The following is a 22,426-nucleotide window of genomic DNA, read 5'->3' as shown; positions in this document are numbered from 1 at the left end:
GATCATGCTGGTGGATGCGCGGGGACTGACGTTCGAGGTACGCGCCGGCGGCCCCGAGGGCGGTGATCCCGTCCTGCTGCTGCACGGCTTCCCGCAGCACTCCGGCGAGTGGGACGCGGTGACGCCCGCCCTGCACGCCGCCGGGCTGCGCACGTACGCGCTCGACCAGCGCGGCTACTCGCCCGGCGCGCGTCCGGCGGACGTCGGGGCGTACCGGATTCCGGAGCTGGTGGCCGACGCGGCGGCGGTGCTGGACGCGCTCGGGGTGACCCGCGCGCACGTGGTGGGCCACGACTGGGGCGCGATCGTGGCGTGGGGCCTGGCGGCGGCGCACCCGGAGCGGGTCCGGACGCTGACCGCGGTGTCGGTGCCGCACCCGGCCGCCATGGGCCACGCGCTCGCCACCGACCCCCGGCAGAAGGTCAAGTCCGCCTACATCGCGTTGTTCCGCAAGCCCGGTACGGCGGAGAAGGTGCTGCTGGCGTGGAACGGCGCCACGCTGCGCAAGCTGCTGAGCGGGGTGGGCGGCGCCGGCGAGGTGGCCCGGTACGCCGAGCCGATGCGCGAGCCGGGGGCGTTGACGGCGGCGCTGAACTGGTACCGCGCGATGACCGGGACGGACATGAAGGCGGTCGCCCCGGTCGGGGTGCCCACCACGTTCGTCTGGAGCGACAAGGACGTGGCGATCGGCCGGACGGCCGCGCAGGCGTGCGCCGCGCACGTCACGGGTGACTACCGGTTCGTGGTGCTGCCCGGGGTCAGTCACTGGATCCCGGACGAGGCGCCCGGCCCGCTGGCCGAGGCGATCCTCGCCCGGTGCGCAGGAACGGAGGAAGCATGACGGTGAGCGCCGACGCGTACCTGGCGGTGGTGACCGAGACGATCGGCCGGGTCGCCGCCGAGCAGCGGCAGAACGTCGCCGACGCAGCCGACCTGATCGCGGCGGCGCTGCAGGCCGACGGGGTGGTGCACGCGTTCGGCACCGGGCACTCCGAGGCGCTGGCCATGGAGATCGCCGGGCGGGCCGGCGGGCTGGTGCCCACCAACCGGATCGCGCTGCGTGACCTGGTGCTGATCGGCGGCGACCCGGCCGACGTGCTCGGACCGAAGCTGGAACGCGACCCGGCGGTCGCGCACCGCCTCTACGAGCTGGCGCCGATCCGTCCGCAGGACGTGTTCGTGCTGGCCTCGAACTCGGGCGTGAACGGGGCGATGGTCGAGTTCGCGTCCATCGTGAAGGAACGCGGGCACGGGCTGGTGGCGATCACCTCGGCACAGCACTCGGCCCGGATGACGTCGCGGCACCCGTCCGGCCGCAAGCTGGCCGACTTCGCCGACGTGGTGCTGGACAACGGCGCCCCCTACGGCGACGCGACGCTGCCGCTACCGGGTGGCGGCGCGGTCGGCGCGGTCTCCTCGATCACCGCGGCGCTGCTCGCCCAGCAGATCGTCGCCGAGGTGGTGGCCCGGCTGGTCGCGGCGGGGCAGCGCCCGCCGGTCTACCTGTCCGCGAACATCACCGGCGGCGACGAGCACAACGCCGAGCTGGAGGCACGGTACGCGGGCCGGATCCGCCGCGGTTCCTGAACCGGTTTCGTGATCAGCCGTACGGGGCACTGGCGCTCCTGCCGGTGGGCGTTCACCCGCCGGCCGTGCCGTCTCCCGGGGAGGTCCGCGAGTGTCGAAGGAATCCGAGAAGCAGCGCTGGCAGCGCAACTTCGCCGACCTGTTGCAGGAGCTGCGGGTCGCGCAGACCGGTGTGCAGATCCTCTTCGCCTTCCTGCTGACGCTGCCGTTCAGCAACGGGTTCGGCCGGACCACGGAGTTCCAGCGCGACGTCTACATCCTGGCGCTGCTGACCGCCGCCGCGTCCGCCGCGATGATCATCTCTCCGGTCGCGTTCCACCGGGCGCTGTTCCGGCAGGGGCGTAAGCCGGAGCTGGTCCGGTTCGCCCACCGGATGGCCACCGGTGGCCTGTTCTTCATGCTGATCGCGATGGTCAGCTCGGTCCTGCTGGTCACCGACTTCGTGCTGGACCGGCCGATCGCGTTCCTGCTCAGCGCGCTCACCGGCGTGTGGTTCCTGATCTTCTGGGCGATCCTGCCGTTCAGCCGGCGCAACTGGGGTGAGGACGACATCGACGACGAGGACGACAGCCCTCAGTCGCTGACCGACTGACGGTCCGCCAAATCGGACGTGCACGCAGCGCTACCCCTGGGTAACACCCGGGGGTAGCGTCGTTTTCGTCGAACGCGTCGACGCAGCCGGACCGCGAGGAGGCAGCCGTGACCACGACACAGAACAGCCGGCCCGAGTCACCGGACGGCGCGGGGCCGCTGCCCACCGAGGCGGGCCAGGTCTCCGAGAAGGAGGCCCGCCAGGTCGCCGAGGCGGCCCGCGAGTCGGCCTGGGACCGGCCCAGCTTCGGTAAGGAACTGTTCCTCGGCCGGTTCCGGCTCGACCTGATCGACCCGTGGCCCCGCCCCGACCCGGCCGAGGTGGCTCGCGCCGACGAGTTCCTCGGCGCGCTGCGCGCGTACCTGACGTCCGAGGTGGACGGCGAGGCGATCGAGCGGGACGCCCGCATCCCCGACGAGGTGTTCCACGGCCTGGCCGGGCTCGGCACGTTCGGCATGAAGATCGACCGGAAGTACGGCGGGCTGGGGCTGAGCAACCTGCACTACTGCCGGGCGTTGATGCTCGTCGGCTCGGTGAACCCGGCGGTCAGCGCGCTGCTCTCCGCACACCAGTCGATCGGCGTGCCGCAGCCGCTGAAGATGTTCGGCACGCCCGAGCAGAAGGACCGGTTCCTGCCCCGGCTCGCCGCCGGTGAGGTCTCCGCGTTCCTGCTCACCGAGCCGGACGTCGGCTCCGACCCGGCCCGGCTCGCCACCACCGCCGAGCCGACCGCGGACGGCACCGGCTACCGGCTCAACGGCGTGAAGCTCTGGGCCACCAACGGCACGCTCGCCACGCTGCTGGTGGTGATGGCCCGGGTGCCGGCCGGCGAGGGGCGGCGCGGCGGCATCACCGCGTTCGTGGTGGAGGGCGACAGCGACGGCATCACCGTGGAGCGGCGCAACTCCTTCGTCGGGCTGCGCGGCCTGGAGAACAGCCTCACCCGGTTCCACGACGTGTTCGTGCCGAAGGAGAACGTGATCGGCGGTGAGGGCAAGGGCCTCAAGATCGCGTTGACCACGTTGAACACCGGCCGGCTCTCGCTGCCGGCCATGTGCGTCGGCGCCGGCAAGTGGGCGCTCAACGTGGCCCGCGAGTGGGCGGCGGACCGGGTCCAGTGGGGCCGCCCGGTGGGCGAGCACGAGGCGGTGGCGAAGAAGCTCTCCTTCATCGCCGCCACCACGTACGGCATGGAGTCGATGCTCGACCTGTCCTGCATGCTCGCCGACGACGACCGCAACGACATCCGGATCGAGGCGGCGCTGGTCAAGCTCTACGCCAGCGAGATGGCCTGGCGGATCGCCGACGAGCTGATCCAGATCCGCGGTGGCCGCGGCTACGAGACGGCCGACTCGCTCGCCGCTCGCGGGGAACGGCCGGCCGCCGTCGAGCAGCTCCTGCGCGACCTGCGGATCAACCGGATCTTCGAGGGCTCCACCGAGATCATGCACCTGCTGATCGCCCGCGAGGCGGTCGACGCGCACCTGTCCGTCGCGGGCGACATCATCGACCCCGACGCCGGGCTGGGCCGCAAGGCGAAGGCGGGCGCGCGGGCCGGCGCCTTCTACGCGAAGTGGCTGCCCACGCTCGCCGTCGGCAAGGGGCAGACGCCCGGGGCGTACCAGGAGTTCGGGCCGCTGGCCGGGCACCTGCGCCACGTCGAGCGGACCTCCCGCAAGCTGGCCCGGTCGACGTTCTACGCGATGTCCCGGTGGCAGGGGAAGATGGAGCGCAAACAGGCGTTCCTCGGCCGGGTGGTGGACATCGGCGCGGAGCTGTTCGCGATGAGCGCGGTATGCGTCCGGGCCTACGCCGAGCGGGACGCGCACCCGGAGAACGTCGAGCTGGCCGACCTGTTCTGCCGTCAGGCGCGGCTGCGCGTCGACGAGCTGTTCACCGGCCTGTGGTCGAACACCGACTCGGTGGACGTGGCCGCCGCCAAGCGGATCGTCGCCGGCCGGTACGCCTCGGTGGAGGAGGGCGTCGTCACCCCGCCCGCCGACCTGCCCTGGGTGGCCCGATGGGAACCGGGGCCGTCCACCGAGCAGGACGTCCGCCGTCGCATCCCGCCGGCCGGCTGACCGGACCAACCCGGCGGCCGTCCGCCCGGACGGCCGCCGCGGCGGTCAGCGCGCGATCGCCCAGGCCAGGATGCCGGCCAGGATCAGGCCGTTGAGCCCGGCCAGCACCAGGTACGCCGACGGCGGGATCTTGCGGCCCTTGCGGACGAAACTCACCAGCACGGCCGCGTATCCCAGCAGCAGCACGGCGACGACGATCAGGAAGTACAGCACCGGCACACCTTACCGGCCGCCACGCAGCCCCAGTTCGCGCAGCTCCAGCGCGGCGAGCGCGTCGACTGTCGCGTCGTCGCCGCGCCGCCACGCCTCGGCGACGTCGGGCGCGATCCGGGTCAGCTTCGACAGCGGCTGACCCGCCAGTGCGCGCAGCGCCAGCAGGTCCCGGCCGGCCGGGACGCCCGCCAGGGCCTTCGCCGCGCCGGCCCGGCGCATCCAGCGCAGGCGCAGCGGCAGCCAGCCGAACAGCACCAGGCCGAGCGGGAACACCAGCACCGCGACGGTCAGCCCGAGCGCGAGCTGCCCGACCAGCTCCTGCTGGTCGCGGCCCGCCTCGGCGACCGCGCGGGCGGCGTCGGCGGCGCGGGTGAACGGCGCGGTCAGCTCGTCGCCGACGATCGGCACCCGGCCGACCTTGCCGCCGGCCTCGGCCAGGTTGTCGGCGAGCCCACCACCGGCCCCCTCCAGCTTCTGCCCGGGTACGGCGAGCTTCTCGACCACGTCGTGCAGCCACAGCGCGAAGCGGATCGCCGCGTACACCCAGGCGACAACGAGCAGGTCGGTGAGGAACTGGCGGACGGCGGTGGGAAAACGGTCGGCGTAGATCTTCACGCCGGACAGCGTCCCACGACACGGGCGCGTCGGCACCTGGCCGATTTCCCGCTCAGTGCGACCCTTCGCCGGCGTGACTGACCGCGTCCCTGACGATGTGGGCCACGTGGTCGTCGACGAGCGCGTACGCGATCTCCCGGCCGCGCCGCGACCCGCGCACCACCCCCGCGCCGCGCAGCACCCGCAGGTGCTGGGAGACCAGCGGCTGCGGGGCGCCGAGCTTCTCGACCAGCTCGTGCACGCAGCGCTCCCCCTCGGCCAGCTCGCTGACGATCGCGAGCCGGATCGGGGCGGAGAGCGCGCGCAGCAGGTCACCCGCACCCTCGAAGGCGTCGTACCCGTTCGTGCCGGTCACCCTGTAACGGTAACCAATCCCAGCTGCGCCGGCGGGCAGGGCCTCATCCCAGCAGCACCTCGTGCTCGGCCGGCTCGGGCGGCGGCGTGGACCGGTCGGCCCGCACCCGCCGCCGCACCGCCCGCAGACCGGCCGCGGCGATCGCCACCAGCAGGAACGAGCCGATCGCCACGATCACCACCGAGGCGCCGGGCGCCGTGTTGGCGGTCGCCGCCACCCAGACGCCGGTGCCGGCGGCGAACACGCCCAGCGCCATGGCCGCCGTCATGGTGGACCGGAAGCCCCGGGTCACCTGCTGCGCGGTGGCCACCGGCACGACCATGAGCGCGCTGATCAGCAGCACCCCGACCGCCCGCATGGCGATGGTCACGGTGACCGCGGTGCCGACGGCGATGACCAGGTTCAGCGTCCGCACCGGCAGGCCGGACACACGCGCGTACTCCTCGTCGTGGCAGACCGCGAACAGCGCCGGGCGCAGCACCAGCATGGTCACCAGCAGCACCGCGCCGAGCACGCCGATGGTGACCAGGTCGCCCGGCGAGGTGGTGGTCAGCGACCCGAACAGGTACGCGTTGAGCGACCCGCTGCTGGCGTCGGAGAGCCCGACCAGCATCACGCCACCGGCGATGCCGCCGTAGAACAGCAACGCCAGCGCGAGGTCGCCGGAGGTGCGCCCGTACGCGCGGACCAGCTCGATCACGATCGCGCCGAGCGTCGCCGCGATCACCGCCACCAGCACGGGGGAGCGGTTGAGCAGCAGTCCCGCGCCGACGCCGGTGAGCGCCACGTGCCCGAGCCCGTCGCCGATCAACGCCAGCCGGCGCTGCACCAGGTAGATGCCGAGCGCCGGGGCGGCCAGCCCGATGATCAGCGCGCCGACCAGGGCGCGGAGCATGAAGTCGTACTGGAAGAGATCCATCTCAGATGCCTGTCCAGAGCCGGGCGGGCTCCTCGTCGCAGTGCGGGTGCACGTGCTCGTGGTCCGGGTCGGCGTGGTGGCCGGCCGGCTCCGGCACCGCGCCGTCGTGGGCGATCCCGCCCTGGTGCACCACCACGGCCCGGCTGATCAGCGGGCGCAACGGGCCCAGCTCGTGGGCGACGAGCAGCACCGTGCCGCCGCCGTCGCGGAACCCGCGCAGCGCCTCGGCGAACGCCTCCTGGCTGGCCGCGTCCACCCCGGCGGTCGGCTCGTCGAGCACCAGCAGCTCCGGCCCGCCGGCCAGGGCGCGGGCGATCAGGGTGCGCTGCTGCTGGCCGCCGGAGAGCGTGGACACCGGGTCACCGGCCCGGTCGGCGAGCCCGACCGCGTCCAGCGCCGCCGTCACCGCCTCCCGGTCCGCGCGCCCGGCGGGCCGCAGTACGCCCCGGCGGGCCAGCCGCCCGGACGCCACCACCTCGCGCACCGTCGCTGGTACTCCGCTGCCCGCGCCGAGCCGCTGCGGCACGTACCCGATGCGGTGCCACTGCCGGAAGCGGCGCTGCGGCGTGCCGAAGAGGGTGACCGACCCGGCACCGACCGGCACCAGGCCGAGCGCGGCGCGCACGAGCGTCGACTTGCCGGAGCCGTTGGCGCCGAGCACGGCGACCACCTCTCCGGAGGTCACTGTCAACGAGACGTCACGCAGCACCGGGCGGCCGTCGTAGCCGACCGTGGCGTGCGCGATCTCGATCACGGGTGGGGTCATGAGCAGTCCAGAGCGGTTCGCAGGGTCTGCAGGTTGGCGCGCATCGCGGAGAGGTAGTCGCCCTCGGCGGGCGGGCCCTCCAGCGGGTCCAGCATCGCGGTCTTCGCCCCGACCTCGCGCGCGATGGTCTCGGCGACCTTCGGGCTGACCCGGCTCTCGAAGAAGATCGTCCCGGCCTGGTGCTCCCGGGCCTCCTTCGCGACCTCGGTGAGCCGCTGCGGGGACGGCTCGGACTCCGGGGTGAGCCCGCTGATGCCGATCTGCTCCAGCTGGTAGCGCTCGGTCAGGTAGCCGAACGCGGTGTGGCTGGTGACGATCTCCCGGCGCTGGCAGGTGCGCAGGCCGTCGGCGTACTCGGTGTCGAGCTTCGTCAGCTCGGCGCGCAGCGCGCCGGCGCGGGCGGTGTAGTCGGCGGCGTGGTCCGGGTCGGCCTTGCCGAGCCGCTCGGCGAGCTTGTCGCCGATGGTGGCCAGCCGGGTCGGGTCGAGCCAGACGTGCGGGTCCTTGCCGCCGCCCTCCTCGGAGTGCCCGGCCTCGCCCTCGTGGTCGTGGTCGTGCCCACCGGCGGCGGCGTCCCGCAGCGGCGTGACGCCCGCCACGTCGAACGCGCGGTCGCCGCCGTTCTGCTCGACCGCCTCGTCCACCGCCGGCTGGAAGCCGCTGAGGTAGACGACCACGTCGGCGTCGACCACCTGGCCGACCTGCCGCGGGTTGAGTTCCAGGTCGTGCGGCTCGGCGCCCGGCTTGGTGAGGTTGCTGACCGCGACCGTGTCGCCGCCGATCCGCTCGGCGAGGAACTGGAGCGGGTAGAACGCGGCCACCACGTCGACCCGGCCGGGCTCGCTCGCGCCGCCCGAGCTGTCGGCGCAGGCGGTCAGGCCGGCGGCGGCGAGCAGGGCGGTGGTTGCGGCGGTCAGGATGCGGCGCGGTGCACGAACGGTCATGGGCTCAACTGTCCGCGACAACGAAAACTATTGTCAAAAACGCATGATTGCATGTCAGCGCAGGTCAGCTCGGCTCTGCTTCGTGCGGTCAGCCGACCATGAGCTTCGCCAGCGCCACCGCGATCAACAAGGTCAACATCACCAGCCGGAGCATCCGGGTCGCCGGCGCCTGCACCGGCCAGGTGACCGACATCAGCCAGACCAGCCCGCCGGCCAGCACGAGCAGCAGGACGCCACCCGCCGGGCCGGGCGCGAACAGGCCGACAAGCACCAGGGCCAGCGCGGCCAGGAACACCGCCGTCGGGTTGAGCCGTGCCAACCGGGACAGCACGGGACTCTGCGTACGCTGCATGCCACGAACTCTACGAGGAGGAACCCCGTGCTGGTCACCAACCGCTTCGTGGTGGAAGCCGAAACGGTGGACGAGTTCACCCGTGCGGCGCACGCCGCGCTGGCCGCGCTCGCCGCCCGCCCCGGCTACCTGCGCGGTGAACTGCTGCGGGCGCTCGACGACCCGGACCACTGGCTCCTGGTCACCGAGTGGGAGTCGGTCGGTGCGTACCGGCGGGCGCTCGGCGGATTCGACGTCAAGGTCACCGCCGTGCCGCTGCTCGCCCGATCGGTGGACGAGCCGTCGGCGTACGAGACGCTCGCCGGCGCCGCCCCGGAGGGGGAGGTCGTCGTCGTCGCCAGCGATCGTGCCGCAGGCCCGTACCGCTGAGTGCCGGGGCACTACCCTGGCGCGTATGACCGCTCCCGGACCGGCCGCGCCACCCCCGTCGTCAGTTCCGCCCGCGCCGCCGGCGGACCCCGGGGTGCCCACGCCGCCGCAGGGACCCGGCGCCGTGCCGCCGTTCGCCGCCCCGCCCACCGAGGGCGGGCGGACCCGGCTCTGGCTCGGCCTCGGCGCGGGTGCGCTCGCAGTGCTGATCTGCTGCGGCGGAGGCGGTGCCGCAGTGGTCGGCCTGGCCGTGAGCAACGCCCAGGCGATCGGCGAGCAGGGCCGGGCCGTCACGAACGACTACTACCAGGCGCTCGTGGCCCGGGAGTGGTCCAAGGCGTACGACACGCTCTGCGACGACATCCGGCGACGCGAGCCCCGGCGCGAGTTCGAGCGGCGAGTGGCGACCGAGCCGCAGATCTCCGGCTACCGGGTCGGCGAGGTCGACCTCAACACGCTCACCGTGCCGGTGGACGTCACGCTCGCCGGCGGCCGCCGGGAGGCGCAGACCGTGACGCTGGCACCCGACCAGCAGACGGGCGGCGTGGAGGTCTGCGGGGTGAGCTGACCGGCCCCCGGTATTCTGCTGGGCTCGGGACGGACACGGTCGTACCGTTGTCCCGAACAGCCCGGTTCTATCCATCTCAACCGCGCCGACCGCCAGCCGGCGTAGGAGGAAACATGCCAGCCGACCGTATCGACGCCGTCACCAGCCTCGCCAAGCGCCGGGGCTTCGTCTTTCCCTCCAGCGAGATCTACGGGGGCACCCGGTCGGCGTGGGACTACGGTCCGCTCGGCGTCGAGCTGAAGGAGAACGTCCGCCGGCAGTGGTGGCGGACCATGGTGCAGCAGCGCGACGACGTCGTCGGCCTCGACTCGGCGGTCATCCTGGCCCGCAAGGTCTGGGAGGCCAGCGGCCACATCGCCGAGTTCGTCGACCCGCTCACCGAGTGCCAGTCCTGCCACAAGCGATTCCGGGCCGACCACCTGGAAGAGGCGTACGAGGCCAAGCACGGCAAGCCGCTGACCTCGCTGACGGAGCTGAACTGCCCCAACTGCGGCAACAAGGGCACCTTCACCGAGCCGAAGATGTTCAACGGCCTGATGAAGACCTACCTGGGCCCGGTGGAGAGCGACGAGGGCATGCACTACCTGCGCCCGGAGACCGCCCAGGGCATCTTCGTCAACTACAAGAACGTCGAGACGGTCGCCCGCAAGAAGCCGCCGTTCGGCATCGCGCAGACCGGCAAGTCGTTCCGCAACGAGATCACCCCCGGCAACTTCATCTTCCGGACCCGCGAGTTCGAGCAGATGGAGATGGAGTTCTTCGTCGAGCCCGGCACCGACGAGCAGTGGCACGAGTACTGGCTCTCCGAGCGCTGGAACTGGTACCTCGACCTCGGCCTGTCCGAGGAGAACCTGCGCTTCTACGAGCACCCCAAGGAGAAGCTCTCCCACTACTCGAAGCGCACCGTCGACATCGAGTACCGGTTCCGGTTCGGCGGCAGCGAGTTCGCCGAGCTGGAGGGCATCGCCAACCGCACCGACTTCGACCTGTCCACGCACAGCAAGCACTCCGGCGTCGACCTGTCGTACTTCGACCAGGGCAAGGGCGAGCGCTGGATGCCGTACGTGATCGAGCCGGCCGCCGGCCTCACCCGCGCGGTGCTGGCGTTCCTGCTGGAGGCGTACGACGAGGACGAGGCGCCGAACACCAAGGGCGGCGTGGACAAGCGCACCGTCATGCGGTTCGACCCGCGCCTGGCCCCGGTCAAGGTCGCCGTGCTGCCGCTGTCGCGCAACGAGGCGCTGTCGCCGAAGGCCAAGCAGCTCGCCACCGACCTGCGCAAGCGCTGGGTGGTCGAGTTCGACGACTCGCAGGCGATCGGCCGCCGCTACCGCCGGCAGGACGAGATCGGCACGCCGTTCTGCGTCACTGTCGACTTCGACACGCTCGACGACAACGCGGTCACGGTCCGGAACCGGGACACGATGGCCCAGGAGCGCGTCTCCCTGGACCAGGTCGAGCGCTATCTGATCGAGCGCCTGCCCGGCTGCTGACCGTGTAAGGAAGGGCCCCTTCTTAACGCCTCGCGTAGAGCAGGGGCCCCTTCTTAACACCCGACGCCGGGGGAGATCGGCTCCGCCCGTACGCCGGTCGCGGCGCCCAGCCCGCGCCGGGCCGCGTACGCGTCCTCCACCGTGCGCCGCACGCGGCCCGGCTCCCGGCGGATCTGTGCCGGCGTGAAGTGCAGGATGAGCACCCCGTGCCGGCTCAGCTCGTTGTGCCGGTCCAGCGTCCGCGCCCAGTCGTTCGGGCTGAGGTGGTACTCCCGCGAGTCGACCTCCAGCGCCACCGCGCAGTCGGCGAGGTAGCCGTCCGGCGTCGGCAGGCGGGTGCCGTCGGCCGCCGACAGCCGCGGGTTCCACAGGATCTCGCCGAGCACGCCGCTGCCGCCCAGGCACTCCCGCAGCTCCGTCTCGGGCGCTGAGCGGACCCCGTCGGTGATCTCCGCGAACGCCTTCCGGATGAGGGCGGTGCGGCTGCGTCGGGCCCGGCGGATCTCCGCATCCAGGCTGTCCAGGTCGGTGAAGCCGCGTTGCACGGCCTCGGCCACCGTCGCCCGTACCGGCCGCAGCTGGCGCAGGTCGCGGGCGGCGTCCACCACCGCCCGCGCCGGCGAGCACACCGGGTACAGCGCGGTCCGCCGCGCCCGTGGATCAAGCTCCAGGGCCCGCGCGATCACCGCGTGACCGGCCGATCGGCGCCGCACGTGGTGCGGCAGGATCAGGTGTACGTCAGCAGTGCGCGGGCTGTGCCGGAAGCCGTACCAGATCAGGGCCGCGAGGCCGGTGAGCTGCGCGTCGGCGCCCGCGTAGAGCGCCGCCGAGATGCGTCGCTGCTCGTCGGTGAGGGTGCCGGTGACGAGCGCGTACGTGGCCGGCAGCACGCGCTGCCACAGGCCGCGCCGGGTCTGCCGGTACAGGTACATGTCGTCGTATCCGACGCCGAGAAGCTGCATCCGCGTGACGATCTGCTGCTGGCGTTCCGCCAGGTCGGTGAGTTCGGGTGGCTGTTGGCGCATGCCCGGCAGCGTGCGGGCTCGAGCGCTGCGCTTCCTGCCCGCTCGCCCGGCCTGTGGACAGCCGCCCCGATTGTGGAGAACGCCCGCCGGGCGGGCTGGCTGTGATATGCGCCCTGTTAAGAAGGGGCCCCTGCTCTACCGGAGACGTTAAGAAGGGGCCCTTCCTTACACTTGTGCGGTGACTGCCCCGACCCTGCCCGCGTTGACCATCGGCCCACACCGGGTGTGGCCGCCGGTGGTGCTCGCGCCGATGGCCGGGATCACCAACGTCGGCTTCCGCCGGCTCTGCCGTGAGCAGGGCGGTGGCATCTACGTCTGCGAGATGATCACCACCCGCGCGCTCGTCGAGCGGAACCCGAAGACGCTGCGCATGATCGCCTTCGGCGCCGAGGAGCACCCTCGCAGCCTCCAGCTCTACGGCACCGACCCGGAGATCACCGCCGCCGCCGTACGGATCGTGGTCGAGCGCGACCTGGCCGACCACATCGACCTCAACTTCGGCTGCCCGGTGCCCAAGGTGACCCGCAAGGGCGGCGGCTCGGCCCTGCCGTGGCGTCGCCGGCTGTTCGCCCGGCTGGTCAAGGCCGCGGTGGACGCCGCGTCACCCGCCGGGGTGCCGGTCACCGTGAAGATGCGCAAGGGCATCGACGACGACCACCTGACGTACGTCGAAGCGGGGCTCGCCGCGCAGGACGCGGGCGTCGCGGCGGTCGCCCTGCACGGGCGTACGGCCGCGCAGCGCTACTCCGGCACCGCCGACTGGGACGCGATCGCCACGCTCAAGTCGGCGCTCGACGTGCCGGTGCTCGGCAACGGCGACATCTGGGAGGCCGACGACGCGCTGCGGATGGTCGCGCACACCGGCGTCGACGGTGTGGTGATCGGGCGCGGTTGCCTGGGCCGGCCGTGGCTGTTCGCCGACCTGGAGGCCGCGTTCAACGGGAGCGCCGAGCGGCGGCTACCGAGCCTCGGCGAGGTGGCGGTGACGATGCGGCGGCACGCCGAGCTGCTGGTGGAGCAGTTCGTGGCGGGCGCGCGCAACCCGGCCCGGGGCGAGCGGGACGGCTGCACCGACTTCCGCAAGCACGTCGCCTGGTACCTGAAGGGCTTTCCGATCGGCAGCGAACTGCGCCGCTCGCTCGCCATGATCGAGAGCCTGGCGCAGCTCGACGACCTGCTCGGTAAGCTCGACCCGGCCGTACCGTTCCCGGTGGAGAACCTCGGCCAGCCGCGCGGCCGCACCAACTCCCCGGGCAAGGTCTTCCTGCCCGACGGCTGGCTGGCCAGCCGCGACGACGACACTCCGCCCGACGGCGCCGAGCTGGACGACTCCGGCGGCTGACCCGCTGACCCCGGACACGCCGAAGGGCCCGACCCCTGTTCTGGGGTCGGGCCCTTCGGCATTGTCACTCGGTCAGGAGCTGTAGCCGCGGCTGGCGATCCAGTGCGCCAGGGCGTCCACGTCCATGCGGTACGAGGCCTGATTCGGGTTGGCCGAGTCGGCGATCGTCACGACCTTCCCGCCGTCGCGGTAGCCGACCACGCTGATGTAGTGGCCACCCTCGAACGAGTGGGCGTTGCCGTCGGTGTCGGTCGCGGTGCCGGCGATGTTCGCCACCACGGCCCGGCCGTCGTCCACCGTGCGCACCACGTCGGCACGCAGCTTCTCCACCTTGTCGCCGGCCTTGTCCACCGGGATCTCGGTCGACTTGTAGACGTCCTTACCGGTCTCCTTGTTCAGCACCGGCGTGATGTCGTTGATGGAGTTGGTGCCGTCCTCGGTGGTGCCCATCTCCTCGGCCATCGCGTGCACGTCGATGTTCTTGCCCTGCACGCTCAGCGCGTTCCGGGCCGCGGCCGGGCCACAGAAGTAGAAGTTGGGCTGCGCCTCGTAGCGCACGTCCAGCTCCCGCTCACCGTGCTTGCGGTCGGTGGTGACCTGGGCGGCGGCACGCTCGGCCGGAGTGGCCTGGGCGGCGATGGCGGGGCCGGCGATGCCACCAGCGGTGGCGACGACACCAGCAGCGGTCAGAACGGTCTTGCGCAGCAGAGTGGTAGCCATGATCAGTTGCCTCTCTGTCGGGGGTACGCGGCGATGGGGGATGCCGCGAAGAAAGATCAGGTGGCCCGGTATGTGCGTCGGGCCGATGGCTCGCTCGGGCGGCCAGGGGGACGGCCTGCTCCGGCGGCTCGGGGATGTAACGACCGGGGGCCCGGGGTCATTCCCGGGGCGCTGCCCGGCGGTGGGGCCGGCTCGACAGGCGGTCGGCCTGCTCGGCGGCCCGGTGATGTAACGACCGGCGTCCCGTCCCGGCCCGAGGGGGCGGGCGGTCGGCGGGTGCGGCGCGGTCTGCCATGTACAACGCCCCGCACCCACCCCCGATTCCACCCCACCGGTGACCCCCACCACCCGAAATCCGGACACCCGCCCCCACCGGGCCCGCCGCCGACACCGACCCCGCCCGCCCTCACCGCAGCCACCCGGCCCGGCCACGCCCGAGGGGCTCCCCTCACCGGGGTGAGGGCGTCGATCATGAAGTTGGCGGTGTCTTGTGTCCGGTTTGTCGCCGTCAACTTCATGATCGACGGGTTCGGCGACCCCGCGCGGGTCAGGGAGTGGTTGGGGAGGGGTGGGGAGTGGGCTGGGTGGGGATCTGGGCTGGGGTGGTGGGCCAGGGGATTTCGGGGGACTGGTGGAAGGTGATGCCGGCGGTGGACCAGCGCGGGCCGTGGCCGGCGAGCCGGCTGCGGAACCGGGACCAGTCATGCGTCTCGCGGGGTGACCAGCCCAGCTCGGCGACGGCGGGCAGACGCGGGAAGAGCATGAACTCGACCTCGGCCAGCGTGGTGACCGACTCGGTCCACAGCGGGGCCTCCACCCCCAGCACCGCCTCGGCCGGTACGCCCCGCACGTGAGTGGCCGGATCCCACTCGTATGCCCGGCGTACGTCGATCAGGCCCGCCCAGTCGTGTCCGATCGGGGTGCCCGGGGCGTACTTCATGTCCAGGTACGCGTGGTTGCCGGGGGAGAGGATCAGCCGGGCGCCCCGGCGTACCGCGTCGGCGGTCTCCGGGTCGTCCCCGTTCGTACCCCACCACTGCAGGACGCGCCCGTCGACGTGTTCGGCCGGGGCGAGCTGGTGCCAGCCGACGACGGTCTTGCCGGTGGCGGCGACCAGCCGCTGCGCCCGCGCCACGAACGCGCGGTAGCTGTCGGCCGGCACCTTGAACGCCTCGTCGCCGCCCAGGTGCAGCCACGGCCCGGGCGTCAGCGCGGCCACCTCGCCGACCACGTCCGCGACGAAGGCGTACGTCCGCTCGTCGGCGGGGTCGACGAAGCTGAAGCCGACCTCGGTGCCGGTGTACGGCGGCGGCGCGACCTTGCCGGGCGCCAGTTCGGGGTACGCGACGAGCGCCGCGTTTGTGTGGCCCGGCAGGTCGATCTCGGGCACCACTGTCACGTGGCGGCGGGCGGCGTACGCGACGATCCGGCGGTAGTCGTCACGGGTGTACCAGCCGCCCGGGCCGCCACCGACCGCTGTCGTGCCGCCGACGTCGGCGAGCCGGGGCCAGGAGTCGACGGCGATCCGCCAGCCCTGGTCGTCGGTGAGGTGCAGGTGCAGGTGGTTGAGCTTGTAGCGGGCCAGGTGGTCGATCACCCGCAGTACGTCCTCGACCGGGAAGAAGTGGCGCGCGACGTCGAGCATGGCGCCCCGGTAGGGGAAGCGGGGCCGGTCGACGATCGTGCCGCCGGGGATCGCCCAGCGCGCGGCGACAACGGCCGGGTTCTCGATCGGCGCGGGTAGCAGCTGCCGCAGTGTCTGCGCGCCGTGGAACAGCCCGGCCGGGGTGGCGGCGGTGATCCGCACGCCGCCGGCGGTCACGTCGAGGCGGTAGCCCTCATCCCCGAGCCGCACGTCGCCCGGCCCGCCGGAGCCGCCGGACTCGCTGGAGCCGCCGAAGCCGCCCGATCCGCCGAAGCTGCCGGAGCCGCCCGATCCGCCGGCCCCGGTGGAAGCCGCCGCGGCCAGCGTGAGCGTCAGCGGGCCGCCCTCGGCGGTGTCGGCGACCGGGAGCGGGAAGCCGGTGGCCGGGCGCAGCCACCCGGCGAGCTGTTCGGCCACGTCCCGCCCGGCGGGGCTGACCCGCAGCACCGCGTCCGCGCTCAGTGTGAAGTCACCCGCCGGGTCGGGGCGCACCTGCTCGGGCGCCGGCACCACGTCGTCGAGCCGGACCGGCGCCGGACCGGCGAGCGCCCCGGCGGCCCGGCCCGCGGCGACCCGGGCCAGCTCGGCGGAGGACGCCGCCACACCCGGCAGGCCGTCGGCGGGCGCCGCCACACCAGGTAGGCCGTCGGCGGGCGCTGCCGCACCGGGCAGGTCGGGGGAGGAGGGCGCCGCCGCACCGGGCAGGCCGACGGGGGACGCCGCCGGGGCGGGCGCGCCGGGCGAGGCCGCATCCGGCGGCGGCAGGTCGCCGGAAGGGCTGGTGGGAGGGGTGTCGGACGGCTCCGGCCCGATCTGCGGGGCGGCGGGGTTTGTCGGCACGGCGACGGCTCCGAGGGTGTATTCGCGCGGGATATGGCAAAGGTCAGGTTCCGCGAGATGCAGTGACGTCAAGAGTACGAGGAGAAGCGGAATTGCGTGATCGTGCTCGTGGAAGCGTTCCCAAAAACCCGTACGAACGCGGATTGTGGTGACCGTTGTGCCGAAAGTCACCGAACGCTCCCAGGTTTCTCGAAACTCGCCTAGCCTTCGGCCCACCGACGCTGACGAGCCGGGATTGCCGGTGGTCACTACCGGGGTATGTCCGAACTGAACCTTCGTTAAGTGTCAATGGCGCGCGTGGGAGGCTCTGGTGGCAGCGCACGATCCGGTCGAGCAGAAGTACGTCTACGACTTCGCCGAGGGCAACAAGGATCTCAAGGATCTGCTCGGCGGCAAGGGGGCCAACCTGGCCGAGATGACGAATCTCGGCCTGCCGGTTCCGCCCGGCTTCACGATCACCACGGAGGCCTGCAAGGCGTACCTGACGACCGGGCGCGAGCCGGACGGCCTGGCCGCGCAGATCGAGGCGCACCTGGAGTCCCTGGAGCGCGAGATGGGCCGGCGCCTCGGCGACCCGGACGACCCGCTGCTGGTCTCGGTACGCTCCGGCGCCAAGTTCTCCATGCCGGGCATGATGGAGACCGTCCTCAACGTCGGCCTCAACGACCGCAGCGTCGAGGGACTCGCACGACAGGCCGGTGGCAGTGCTGACCGGGCCGCCTCCGGCGGCGCAGACAGGTTCGCCTGGGACTCGTACCGGCGGCTGATCCAGATGTTCGGCAAGACCGTCTGCGAGGTGCCGGGCGAGGAGTTCGAGCACGCGCTGGACGAGATCAAGAGCGCCAAGGGTACGCACAACGACCTCGACCTGGACGCCGACGACCTGCGCGGGCTGGTCGACGCGTACAAGAAGATCTTCGCCAAGCACACCGGCCGCGAGTTCCCGCAGGAGCCGCGCGAGCAGCTCGACCTCGCCATCCGCGCGGTCTTCGACTCGTGGAACGCGGAGCGGGCGATCCTCTACCGCCGGCAGGAGCGCATCCCGGCCGACCTGGGCACCGCCGTCAACGTGGTGACGATGGTCTTCGGCAACCTCGGTCCGGACTCCGGCACCGGCGTCGCGTTCACCCGCGATCCGGGCAGCGGCGCGCAGGGCATCTACGGCGACTACCTGGCCAACGCCCAGGGCGAGGACGTGGTCGCCGGCATCCGCAACACGGTGCCGTTGCAGGAGCTGGAGCAGCTCGACAAGACCTCCTACGACCAGTTGCTCGGCATCATGGCCCGGCTGGAGGAGCACTACAAGGACCTCTGCGACATCGAGTTCACCATCGAGCGCGGCAAGCTCTGGATGCTGCAGACCCGCGTCGGCAAGCGCACCGCCGCCGCCGCGTTCGTCATCGCCGGGCAGCTCGTCGACGAGGGCCTGATCGACCTGGACGAGGCGCTGCACCGGGTCAACGGCGCGCAGCTCGCCCAGCTGATGTTCCCGCGCTTCCAGCTCGACCACGAGTTCGAGGCGGTCGCCAAGGGCATCGGCGCCTCCCCGGGCGCGGCGTCCGGCAAGGTGGTCTTCACCTCGGCCCGGGCGGTCGAGCTGGCCGCCGAGGGGGAGTCGGTGATCCTGGTCCGCCGGGAGACCAACCCGGACGACCTCAACGGCATGATCGCCGCCCAGGGCATCCTCACCTCGCGGGGCGGCAAGACCAGCCACGCCGCCGTGGTGGCCCGCGGCATGGGCAAGACCTGCGTCTCCGGCGCCGACGAGCTGGACGTGAACGTGCCGGCGAAGAGGTTCACAGTGGGCGACCACGTGGTGAACGAGGGCGACGTGGTCTCGATCGACGGCACCACCGGCAAGGTCTACCTCGGTGAGGTGCCGGTCATGCCGTCCGAGGTGGTGCAGTACTTCGAGGGCGAACTCGACCCGGAGAACACCGACGACGCGCTGGTCCGCTCCGTACACCGGATCATGACGCACGCCGACGCGGCGCGGCGGCTGCGGGTACGCACGAACGCCGACACCGGCGCGGACGCGGCCCGGGCGCGGCGCTTCGGCGCCGAGGGCATCGGCCTGTGCCGCACCGAGCACATGTTCCTCGGCGACCGGCGCGAGCTGGTCGAGCGGCTCATCCTGGCCTCCGGCGACAAGGAGCGGGAGGACGCGCTGGCCGCGCTGCTGCCGCTGCAGCGGGCCGACTTCATCGAGATCTTCCGGGAGATGGACGGCCTGCCGGTCACCGTGCGGCTGATCGACCCGCCGCTGCACGAGTTCCTGCCTCCGCTGGAGCAGCTCGCGGTGAACGTCGCGGTCGCGCAGGAGCGCGGCGAGGACGTCGCCAAGGAGGAGGCGCTGCTCGCCGCCGTGCGGCGGATGCACGAGGAGAACCCGATGCTGGGCCTGCGCGGCGTACGCCTCGGCCTGGTCATCCCCGGCCTGTTCGCCATGCAGGTCCGCGCGATCGCGGAGGCCGCCGTCGCGGTCGTCCGCGACGGCGGCATCGCCTGCCCGGAGATCATGGTGCCGCTCGTCGGGGCCGTGCAGGAGCTGGAGACGGTACGCACCGAGGCCGAGCGGATCATCGCCGAGGTGGTCGGGGACAGCGGCGTCGAGGTGCTGATCGGCACGATGATCGAGGTGCCCCGGGCGGCGCTGACCGCCGGACAGATCGCCGAGGCGGCCGAGTTCTTCTCCTTCGGCACCAACGACCTGACCCAGATGGGCTGGGGCTTCTCCCGCGACGACGTGGAGGGCGCGTTCTTCTGGCGGTACCTGGAGCTGGGCATCTTCGGCATCTCACCGTTCGAGTCGATCGACACCGACGGTGTCGGCCGGCTGGTGCGCATCGCCGCCGAGGAGGGCCGGGCGGCCCGTCCGGGGCTGAAGCTCGGCGTCTGCGGCGAGCACGGCGGTGACCCGGACTCGGTGCACTTCTTCCACGAGGTCGGGCTGGACTACGTCTCCTGCTCGCCGTTCCGGGTGCCGGTGGCGCGCCTGGAGGCGGGACGGGCGGCGATCACCACCACGGGTTCGGACTCCCGCTGACCGGAGCGCGGGGCCGCCGGTGTCCGCCGGCGGCCCCGCGTACGCCCGGCGCGCCTTTCCGGCCTCCTCGGCGTAACCTGAGCTTCCGCCACGTGTCGATCAGGAGGGGTGGCCGCATGACCGCCGTCTGGGAGAACCTGACCATCGACGCCCGGGACCCGTCCCGGCTCGCCAGTTGGTGGGCGGAGGCCCTCGGCTATCAGGTGATCACCGACAAGCCGGACGAGGTGGAGATCCGCCGGACCCCCGACACGACGCCCGGGCTCGTCTTCGTACCGGTCGCCGGGCCGAAGGAGGGAAAGAACCGGCTGCACATCGACCTGCGCCCGGCCGACATGGAGGCCGAGGTGGAGCGCCTCGTCGACATGGGCGCCCGGCACGTCGACATCGGCCAGGGAGACGTGGAGTGGACGGTGCTCGCCGACCCGGAGGGCAACGAGTTCTGCGTTCTCCGGGAGCGCGAGGAGTGAGCCGGTCTTGCGAGCCCCGCAGTCGCGACCTCAGCGGTCCGGGAGCGCGAGGAGTGAGCCGGTCTTGCGAGCCCCGCAGTCGCGACCTCAGCGGTCCGGGAGCGCGAGGAGTGAGCCGGTCTTGCGAGCCCCGCAGTCGCGACCTCAGCGGTCCGGGAGCGCGAGGAGTGAGCCGGTTTTGCGAGCCCCGCAGTCGCGACCACCTGCCAGTCCGGGAGAAGTGAGCGGCGACGCGGCGCGGCTGGTCGACGAGGCGCCCAAGGACACCGGGTACGGCCGGTCGCCGTTCGAGCGGGACCGCGCCCGCGTGCTGCACTCGGCGGCGTTCCGCCGGCTCGCCGCGAAGACGCAGGTGCACACCGCCGGCACGAACGACTTCCTGCGTACCCGGCTGACCCACTCGCTGGAGGTCGCGCAGATCGCCCGCGAGATGGGCGCCCGGCTGGGCTGCGACCCGGACGTGGTGGACACCGCCGGGCTGGCCCACGACCTGGGCCACCCGCCGTTCGGGCACAACGGCGAGTACGCGCTGGACGAGCTGGCGGCCGCCTGCGGCGGCTTCGAGGGCAACGCGCAGACGCTGCGGGTGCTCACCCGGCTGGAGGCCAAGGTGCTCACCCCGGACGGACGTTCGGCAGGGCTGAACCTGACCCGGGCCGCGCTGGACGCGGTGAGCAAGTACCCGTGGCCGCGCCGCCCCGGCGAGCGCAAGTTCGGCGTGTACGCCGACGACCGCCCGGTCTTCGACTGGCTGCGCGAGGGCGCCCCGCCCGGCGCGCGGCGTTGCCTGGAGGCCCAGGTGATGGACTGGGCCGACGACGTGGCGTACTCGGTGCACGACGTCGAGGACGGCATCCACGGCGGGTACGTCGACCTGCGCCCGCTGCTGGCCGACGCGGACGAGCGGCGGGCGCTCTGCGCCGACGTGGCCGCCACCTACTCGGGTGAGGCGCCGGAGGACCTGGGTGAGGTGCTCGCCGGCCTGCTGGCCGATCCGGTGCTCGCGCCGCTGGCCGCGTACGACGGCAGCCACCGTGCGCTCGCCGCGTTGAAGGCCACCACGAGCGTGCTCACCGGCCGGTTCGTCGCCGGCGTGGTGGAGGCCACGCAGCAGCGCCACGGTCCCGGTCCGCACCGCCGCTACGACGCCGACCTTGTGGTGCCGCGCCGGATCCGGGCGCAGTGTGCGCTGCTCAAGGGCATCGCCCTGCGGTACGTGATGCGCCGTCCCGGCGCCGAGGACCGCTACGGGCGGCAGCGGGACGTGCTGACCGGGCTGGTCGCGGCGCTGCTGGACCGGGCGCCGGACGCGCTCGACCCGGTGTTCGCGCCGCTGTGGCGGGACGCGGCGGACGACGCCGCGCGGCTGCGCGTGGTGGTCGACCAGGTCGCCTCGCTCACCGATCCGGCCGCGCTGGCCTGGCATGCCCGTCTGGTGTCGCCGAGCTGACCGGATCACCCCGCCGGAGCTTAGGCTAGCCTAAGCAGTATGACGGATCGCCCGAAGAAGCTCACCGCCGCCACGGTCGTCCGGACCACGCGGCCCACCCCGCACCTGATCCGCCTCCTGCTGGGGGGTCCGGAGCTGGCCGGGCTGCCCGTGGGCGCGTACACCGACCACTACGTGAAGTTCGCCTTCCCGCCGGCCGGGGTGACCTATCCGCACCCGGTCGACCTGGCGACGATCAAGCGGGAGTTCCCGGCGGAGCAGTGGCCGCGCCTGCGCGCGTACACCGTCCGGGCCTGGGACGCCGCGGCGGGTGAGATGACAGTGGACGTGGTGCACCACGGCGACGAGGGTCTGGCCGGGCCGTGGGCGGCGGCGCTGCGTCCCGGCGACCGGGTGTTGTTCACCGGGCCGGGCGGCGCGTACGCGCCGGACCCGGCCGCCGACTGGCATCTGCTGGCGGGCGACGAGAGCGCGCTGCCGGCCATCGCCGCCGCCCTGGAGCGGCTGCCCGCGGGCGCTCCCGCGAAGGTGTACGTCGAGGTCGGCGGCCCGGCCGACGAACTGCCACTGGCCGGTGCGGACGGGGTCGAGGTGCGCTGGCTGCACCGCGACGGGCGCCCGTACGGCGCGCCGCTGGTCGAGGCGGTCCGGGCGCTGGAGTTCCCGCCCGGCCGGGTGCACGCGTTCGTGCACGGTGAGGCCGGCGCGGTGAAGGAGCTGCGGCGGCTGCTGCGCGTGGAGCGCGGCGTGCCGCGGGGTGACCTGTCCATCTCCGGCTACTGGCGGCGCGGGATGGACGACGAGGGCTGGCGGTCCACCAAGCCGGCCTGGAACGCCGCGGTGGAGGCCGAGGAGGCCGCCGCCGTCATGTCCTGACCCGCCCCGCCCCCGCCCGCCCCCGCCCCGCCCCGCCCTCGCCGCCCCGCTCCCGACGCCGATCTGTGAGTGGGGTTGTCAAGTGGTGCGGTGGTGGTTGGTGATGGTGCGGTAGATCTGTCGGGCGATGTAGCGCTTGAGGCAGCGGGTGATTTCTT

At 72.8% G+C, this 22,426-nt stretch carries 22 protein-coding genes; 12 read left to right on the top strand and 10 right to left on the bottom strand.

Annotation, left to right across the window (positions count from 1 at the left end; genetic code table 11):
* The first annotated feature begins 4 nt into the window (after positions 1-4).
* From SM452_RS26950 to SM452_RS26935, 4 genes are all read left to right on the top strand, one after another.
* A complete protein-coding gene (locus tag SM452_RS26950; RefSeq protein ID WP_252454486.1) occupies positions 5-841 on the top strand; it encodes an alpha/beta fold hydrolase in 837 nt (278 codons plus the stop codon).
* A complete protein-coding gene (locus SM452_RS26945; RefSeq protein WP_463840965.1) occupies positions 838-1,587 on the top strand; it encodes a sugar isomerase domain-containing protein in 750 nt (249 codons plus the stop codon). Before SM452_RS26950 ends, SM452_RS26945 begins: the two co-directional genes overlap by 4 nt.
* A gap of 91 nt (positions 1,588-1,678) precedes the next feature.
* Positions 1,679-2,179: a DUF6328 family protein gene (locus tag SM452_RS26940; protein ID WP_194802334.1), complete on the top strand. Its 501-nt coding sequence runs from the start codon at positions 1,679-1,681 to the stop codon at positions 2,177-2,179.
* Positions 2,180-2,286: 107 nt separating this feature from the next.
* Entirely contained in the window at positions 2,287-4,260 is a 1,974-nt protein-coding gene (locus SM452_RS26935; RefSeq protein ID WP_463840964.1) for an acyl-CoA dehydrogenase family protein, read from the top strand.
* A 45-nt stretch (positions 4,261-4,305) separates the two neighbouring features.
* Here SM452_RS26935 and SM452_RS26930 read toward each other — a convergent pair whose 3' ends face one another.
* The 7 genes from SM452_RS26930 to SM452_RS26900 all read right to left on the bottom strand — a co-directional run bounded on the left by SM452_RS26930 (position 4,306) and on the right by SM452_RS26900 (position 8,424).
* Positions 4,306-4,473, bottom strand: coding sequence for a hypothetical protein (locus SM452_RS26930; protein WP_262015164.1), 168 nt, complete (start codon positions 4,471-4,473; stop codon positions 4,306-4,308).
* A gap of 9 nt (positions 4,474-4,482) precedes the next feature.
* Positions 4,483-5,088 (bottom strand): hypothetical protein, encoded by a 606-nt coding sequence (locus SM452_RS26925; RefSeq protein ID WP_463840963.1) that lies wholly within the window; start codon positions 5,086-5,088, stop codon positions 4,483-4,485.
* Positions 5,089-5,140: 52 nt separating this feature from the next.
* A complete protein-coding gene (locus SM452_RS26920; protein ID WP_357388508.1) occupies positions 5,141-5,443 on the bottom strand; it encodes an ArsR/SmtB family transcription factor in 303 nt (100 codons plus the stop codon).
* A gap of 43 nt (positions 5,444-5,486) precedes the next feature.
* Entirely contained in the window at positions 5,487-6,362 is an 876-nt protein-coding gene (locus tag SM452_RS26915; protein WP_357388510.1) for a metal ABC transporter permease, read from the bottom strand.
* 1 nt (position 6,363) lies between these two features.
* Positions 6,364-7,128 carry a metal ABC transporter ATP-binding protein gene (locus tag SM452_RS26910; protein ID WP_357388512.1) on the bottom strand — a complete coding sequence of 255 codons (765 nt, stop codon included), beginning with the start codon at positions 7,126-7,128 and terminating at the stop codon, positions 6,364-6,366.
* Positions 7,125-8,072 carry a metal ABC transporter substrate-binding protein gene (locus SM452_RS26905; protein WP_463840962.1) on the bottom strand — a complete coding sequence of 316 codons (948 nt, stop codon included), beginning with the start codon at positions 8,070-8,072 and terminating at the stop codon, positions 7,125-7,127. Before SM452_RS26905 ends, SM452_RS26910 begins: the two co-directional genes overlap by 4 nt.
* A gap of 88 nt (positions 8,073-8,160) precedes the next feature.
* Positions 8,161-8,424, bottom strand: coding sequence for a DUF6703 family protein (locus SM452_RS26900; RefSeq protein ID WP_120568528.1), 264 nt, complete (start codon positions 8,422-8,424; stop codon positions 8,161-8,163).
* Between the two features lie 27 nt (positions 8,425-8,451).
* On the opposite strand from SM452_RS26900, the gene SM452_RS26895 reads away from it, so the two are divergent.
* The 3 genes from SM452_RS26895 (at position 8,452) to SM452_RS26885 (ending at position 10,854) form a co-directional block, all read left to right on the top strand.
* Positions 8,452-8,793, top strand: a complete 342-nt coding sequence (locus SM452_RS26895) for an antibiotic biosynthesis monooxygenase family protein (protein WP_262015170.1) — start codon at positions 8,452-8,454, stop codon at positions 8,791-8,793.
* A gap of 94 nt (positions 8,794-8,887) precedes the next feature.
* The gene (locus SM452_RS26890; RefSeq protein WP_262015212.1) at positions 8,888-9,361 is read left to right on the top strand and encodes an Rv0361 family membrane protein; all 474 of its coding nucleotides are present in this window, start codon (positions 8,888-8,890) and stop codon (positions 9,359-9,361) included.
* 113 nt (positions 9,362-9,474) lie between these two features.
* Positions 9,475-10,854 (top strand): glycine--tRNA ligase, encoded by a 1,380-nt coding sequence (locus SM452_RS26885; protein WP_013475540.1) that lies wholly within the window; start codon positions 9,475-9,477, stop codon positions 10,852-10,854.
* A gap of 53 nt (positions 10,855-10,907) precedes the next feature.
* Here SM452_RS26885 and SM452_RS26880 read toward each other — a convergent pair whose 3' ends face one another.
* Positions 10,908-11,879, bottom strand: a complete 972-nt coding sequence (locus tag SM452_RS26880) for a type IV toxin-antitoxin system AbiEi family antitoxin domain-containing protein (RefSeq protein ID WP_463840961.1) — start codon at positions 11,877-11,879, stop codon at positions 10,908-10,910.
* A gap of 178 nt (positions 11,880-12,057) precedes the next feature.
* Here SM452_RS26880 and dusB point away from each other — a divergent pair, with 178 nt between their 5' ends.
* Positions 12,058-13,221 (top strand): tRNA dihydrouridine synthase DusB, encoded by a 1,164-nt coding sequence (gene dusB, locus SM452_RS26875; RefSeq protein ID WP_262015172.1) that lies wholly within the window; start codon positions 12,058-12,060, stop codon positions 13,219-13,221.
* 72 nt (positions 13,222-13,293) lie between these two features.
* On the opposite strand, the gene SM452_RS26870 is transcribed toward dusB, so the two are convergent.
* On the bottom strand, positions 13,294-13,941 hold the full coding sequence (locus SM452_RS26870; protein WP_194801693.1) for a C39 family peptidase: 648 nt from the start codon (positions 13,939-13,941) through the stop codon (positions 13,294-13,296).
* A gap of 547 nt (positions 13,942-14,488) precedes the next feature.
* Entirely contained in the window at positions 14,489-16,426 is a 1,938-nt protein-coding gene (locus tag SM452_RS26865; RefSeq protein ID WP_463840960.1) for a beta-N-acetylhexosaminidase, read from the bottom strand.
* A gap of 310 nt (positions 16,427-16,736) precedes the next feature.
* Here SM452_RS26865 and ppdK point away from each other — a divergent pair, with 310 nt between their 5' ends.
* The 4 genes from ppdK (at position 16,737) to SM452_RS26845 (ending at position 22,268) form a co-directional block, all read left to right on the top strand.
* Positions 16,737-19,472: a pyruvate, phosphate dikinase gene (gene ppdK, locus SM452_RS26860; protein ID WP_463840959.1), complete on the top strand. Its 2,736-nt coding sequence runs from the start codon at positions 16,737-16,739 to the stop codon at positions 19,470-19,472.
* Positions 19,473-19,588: 116 nt separating this feature from the next.
* Positions 19,589-19,942 carry a VOC family protein gene (locus SM452_RS26855; RefSeq protein WP_262015175.1) on the top strand — a complete coding sequence of 118 codons (354 nt, stop codon included), beginning with the start codon at positions 19,589-19,591 and terminating at the stop codon, positions 19,940-19,942.
* Between the two features lie 220 nt (positions 19,943-20,162).
* Positions 20,163-21,392, top strand: coding sequence for a deoxyguanosinetriphosphate triphosphohydrolase (locus tag SM452_RS26850; protein ID WP_463840958.1), 1,230 nt, complete (start codon positions 20,163-20,165; stop codon positions 21,390-21,392).
* 39 nt (positions 21,393-21,431) lie between these two features.
* A complete protein-coding gene (locus tag SM452_RS26845) occupies positions 21,432-22,268 on the top strand; it encodes a siderophore-interacting protein (protein WP_463840957.1) in 837 nt (278 codons plus the stop codon).
* Positions 22,269-22,426: the final 158 nt, after the last annotated feature.

The sequence above is a fragment of the Micromonospora sp. SYSU B005 genome (assembly GCF_055362685.1).
Note: the sequence above shows the minus strand (reverse complement) of the source record. Positions and strands in the feature narration are given on the sequence as shown.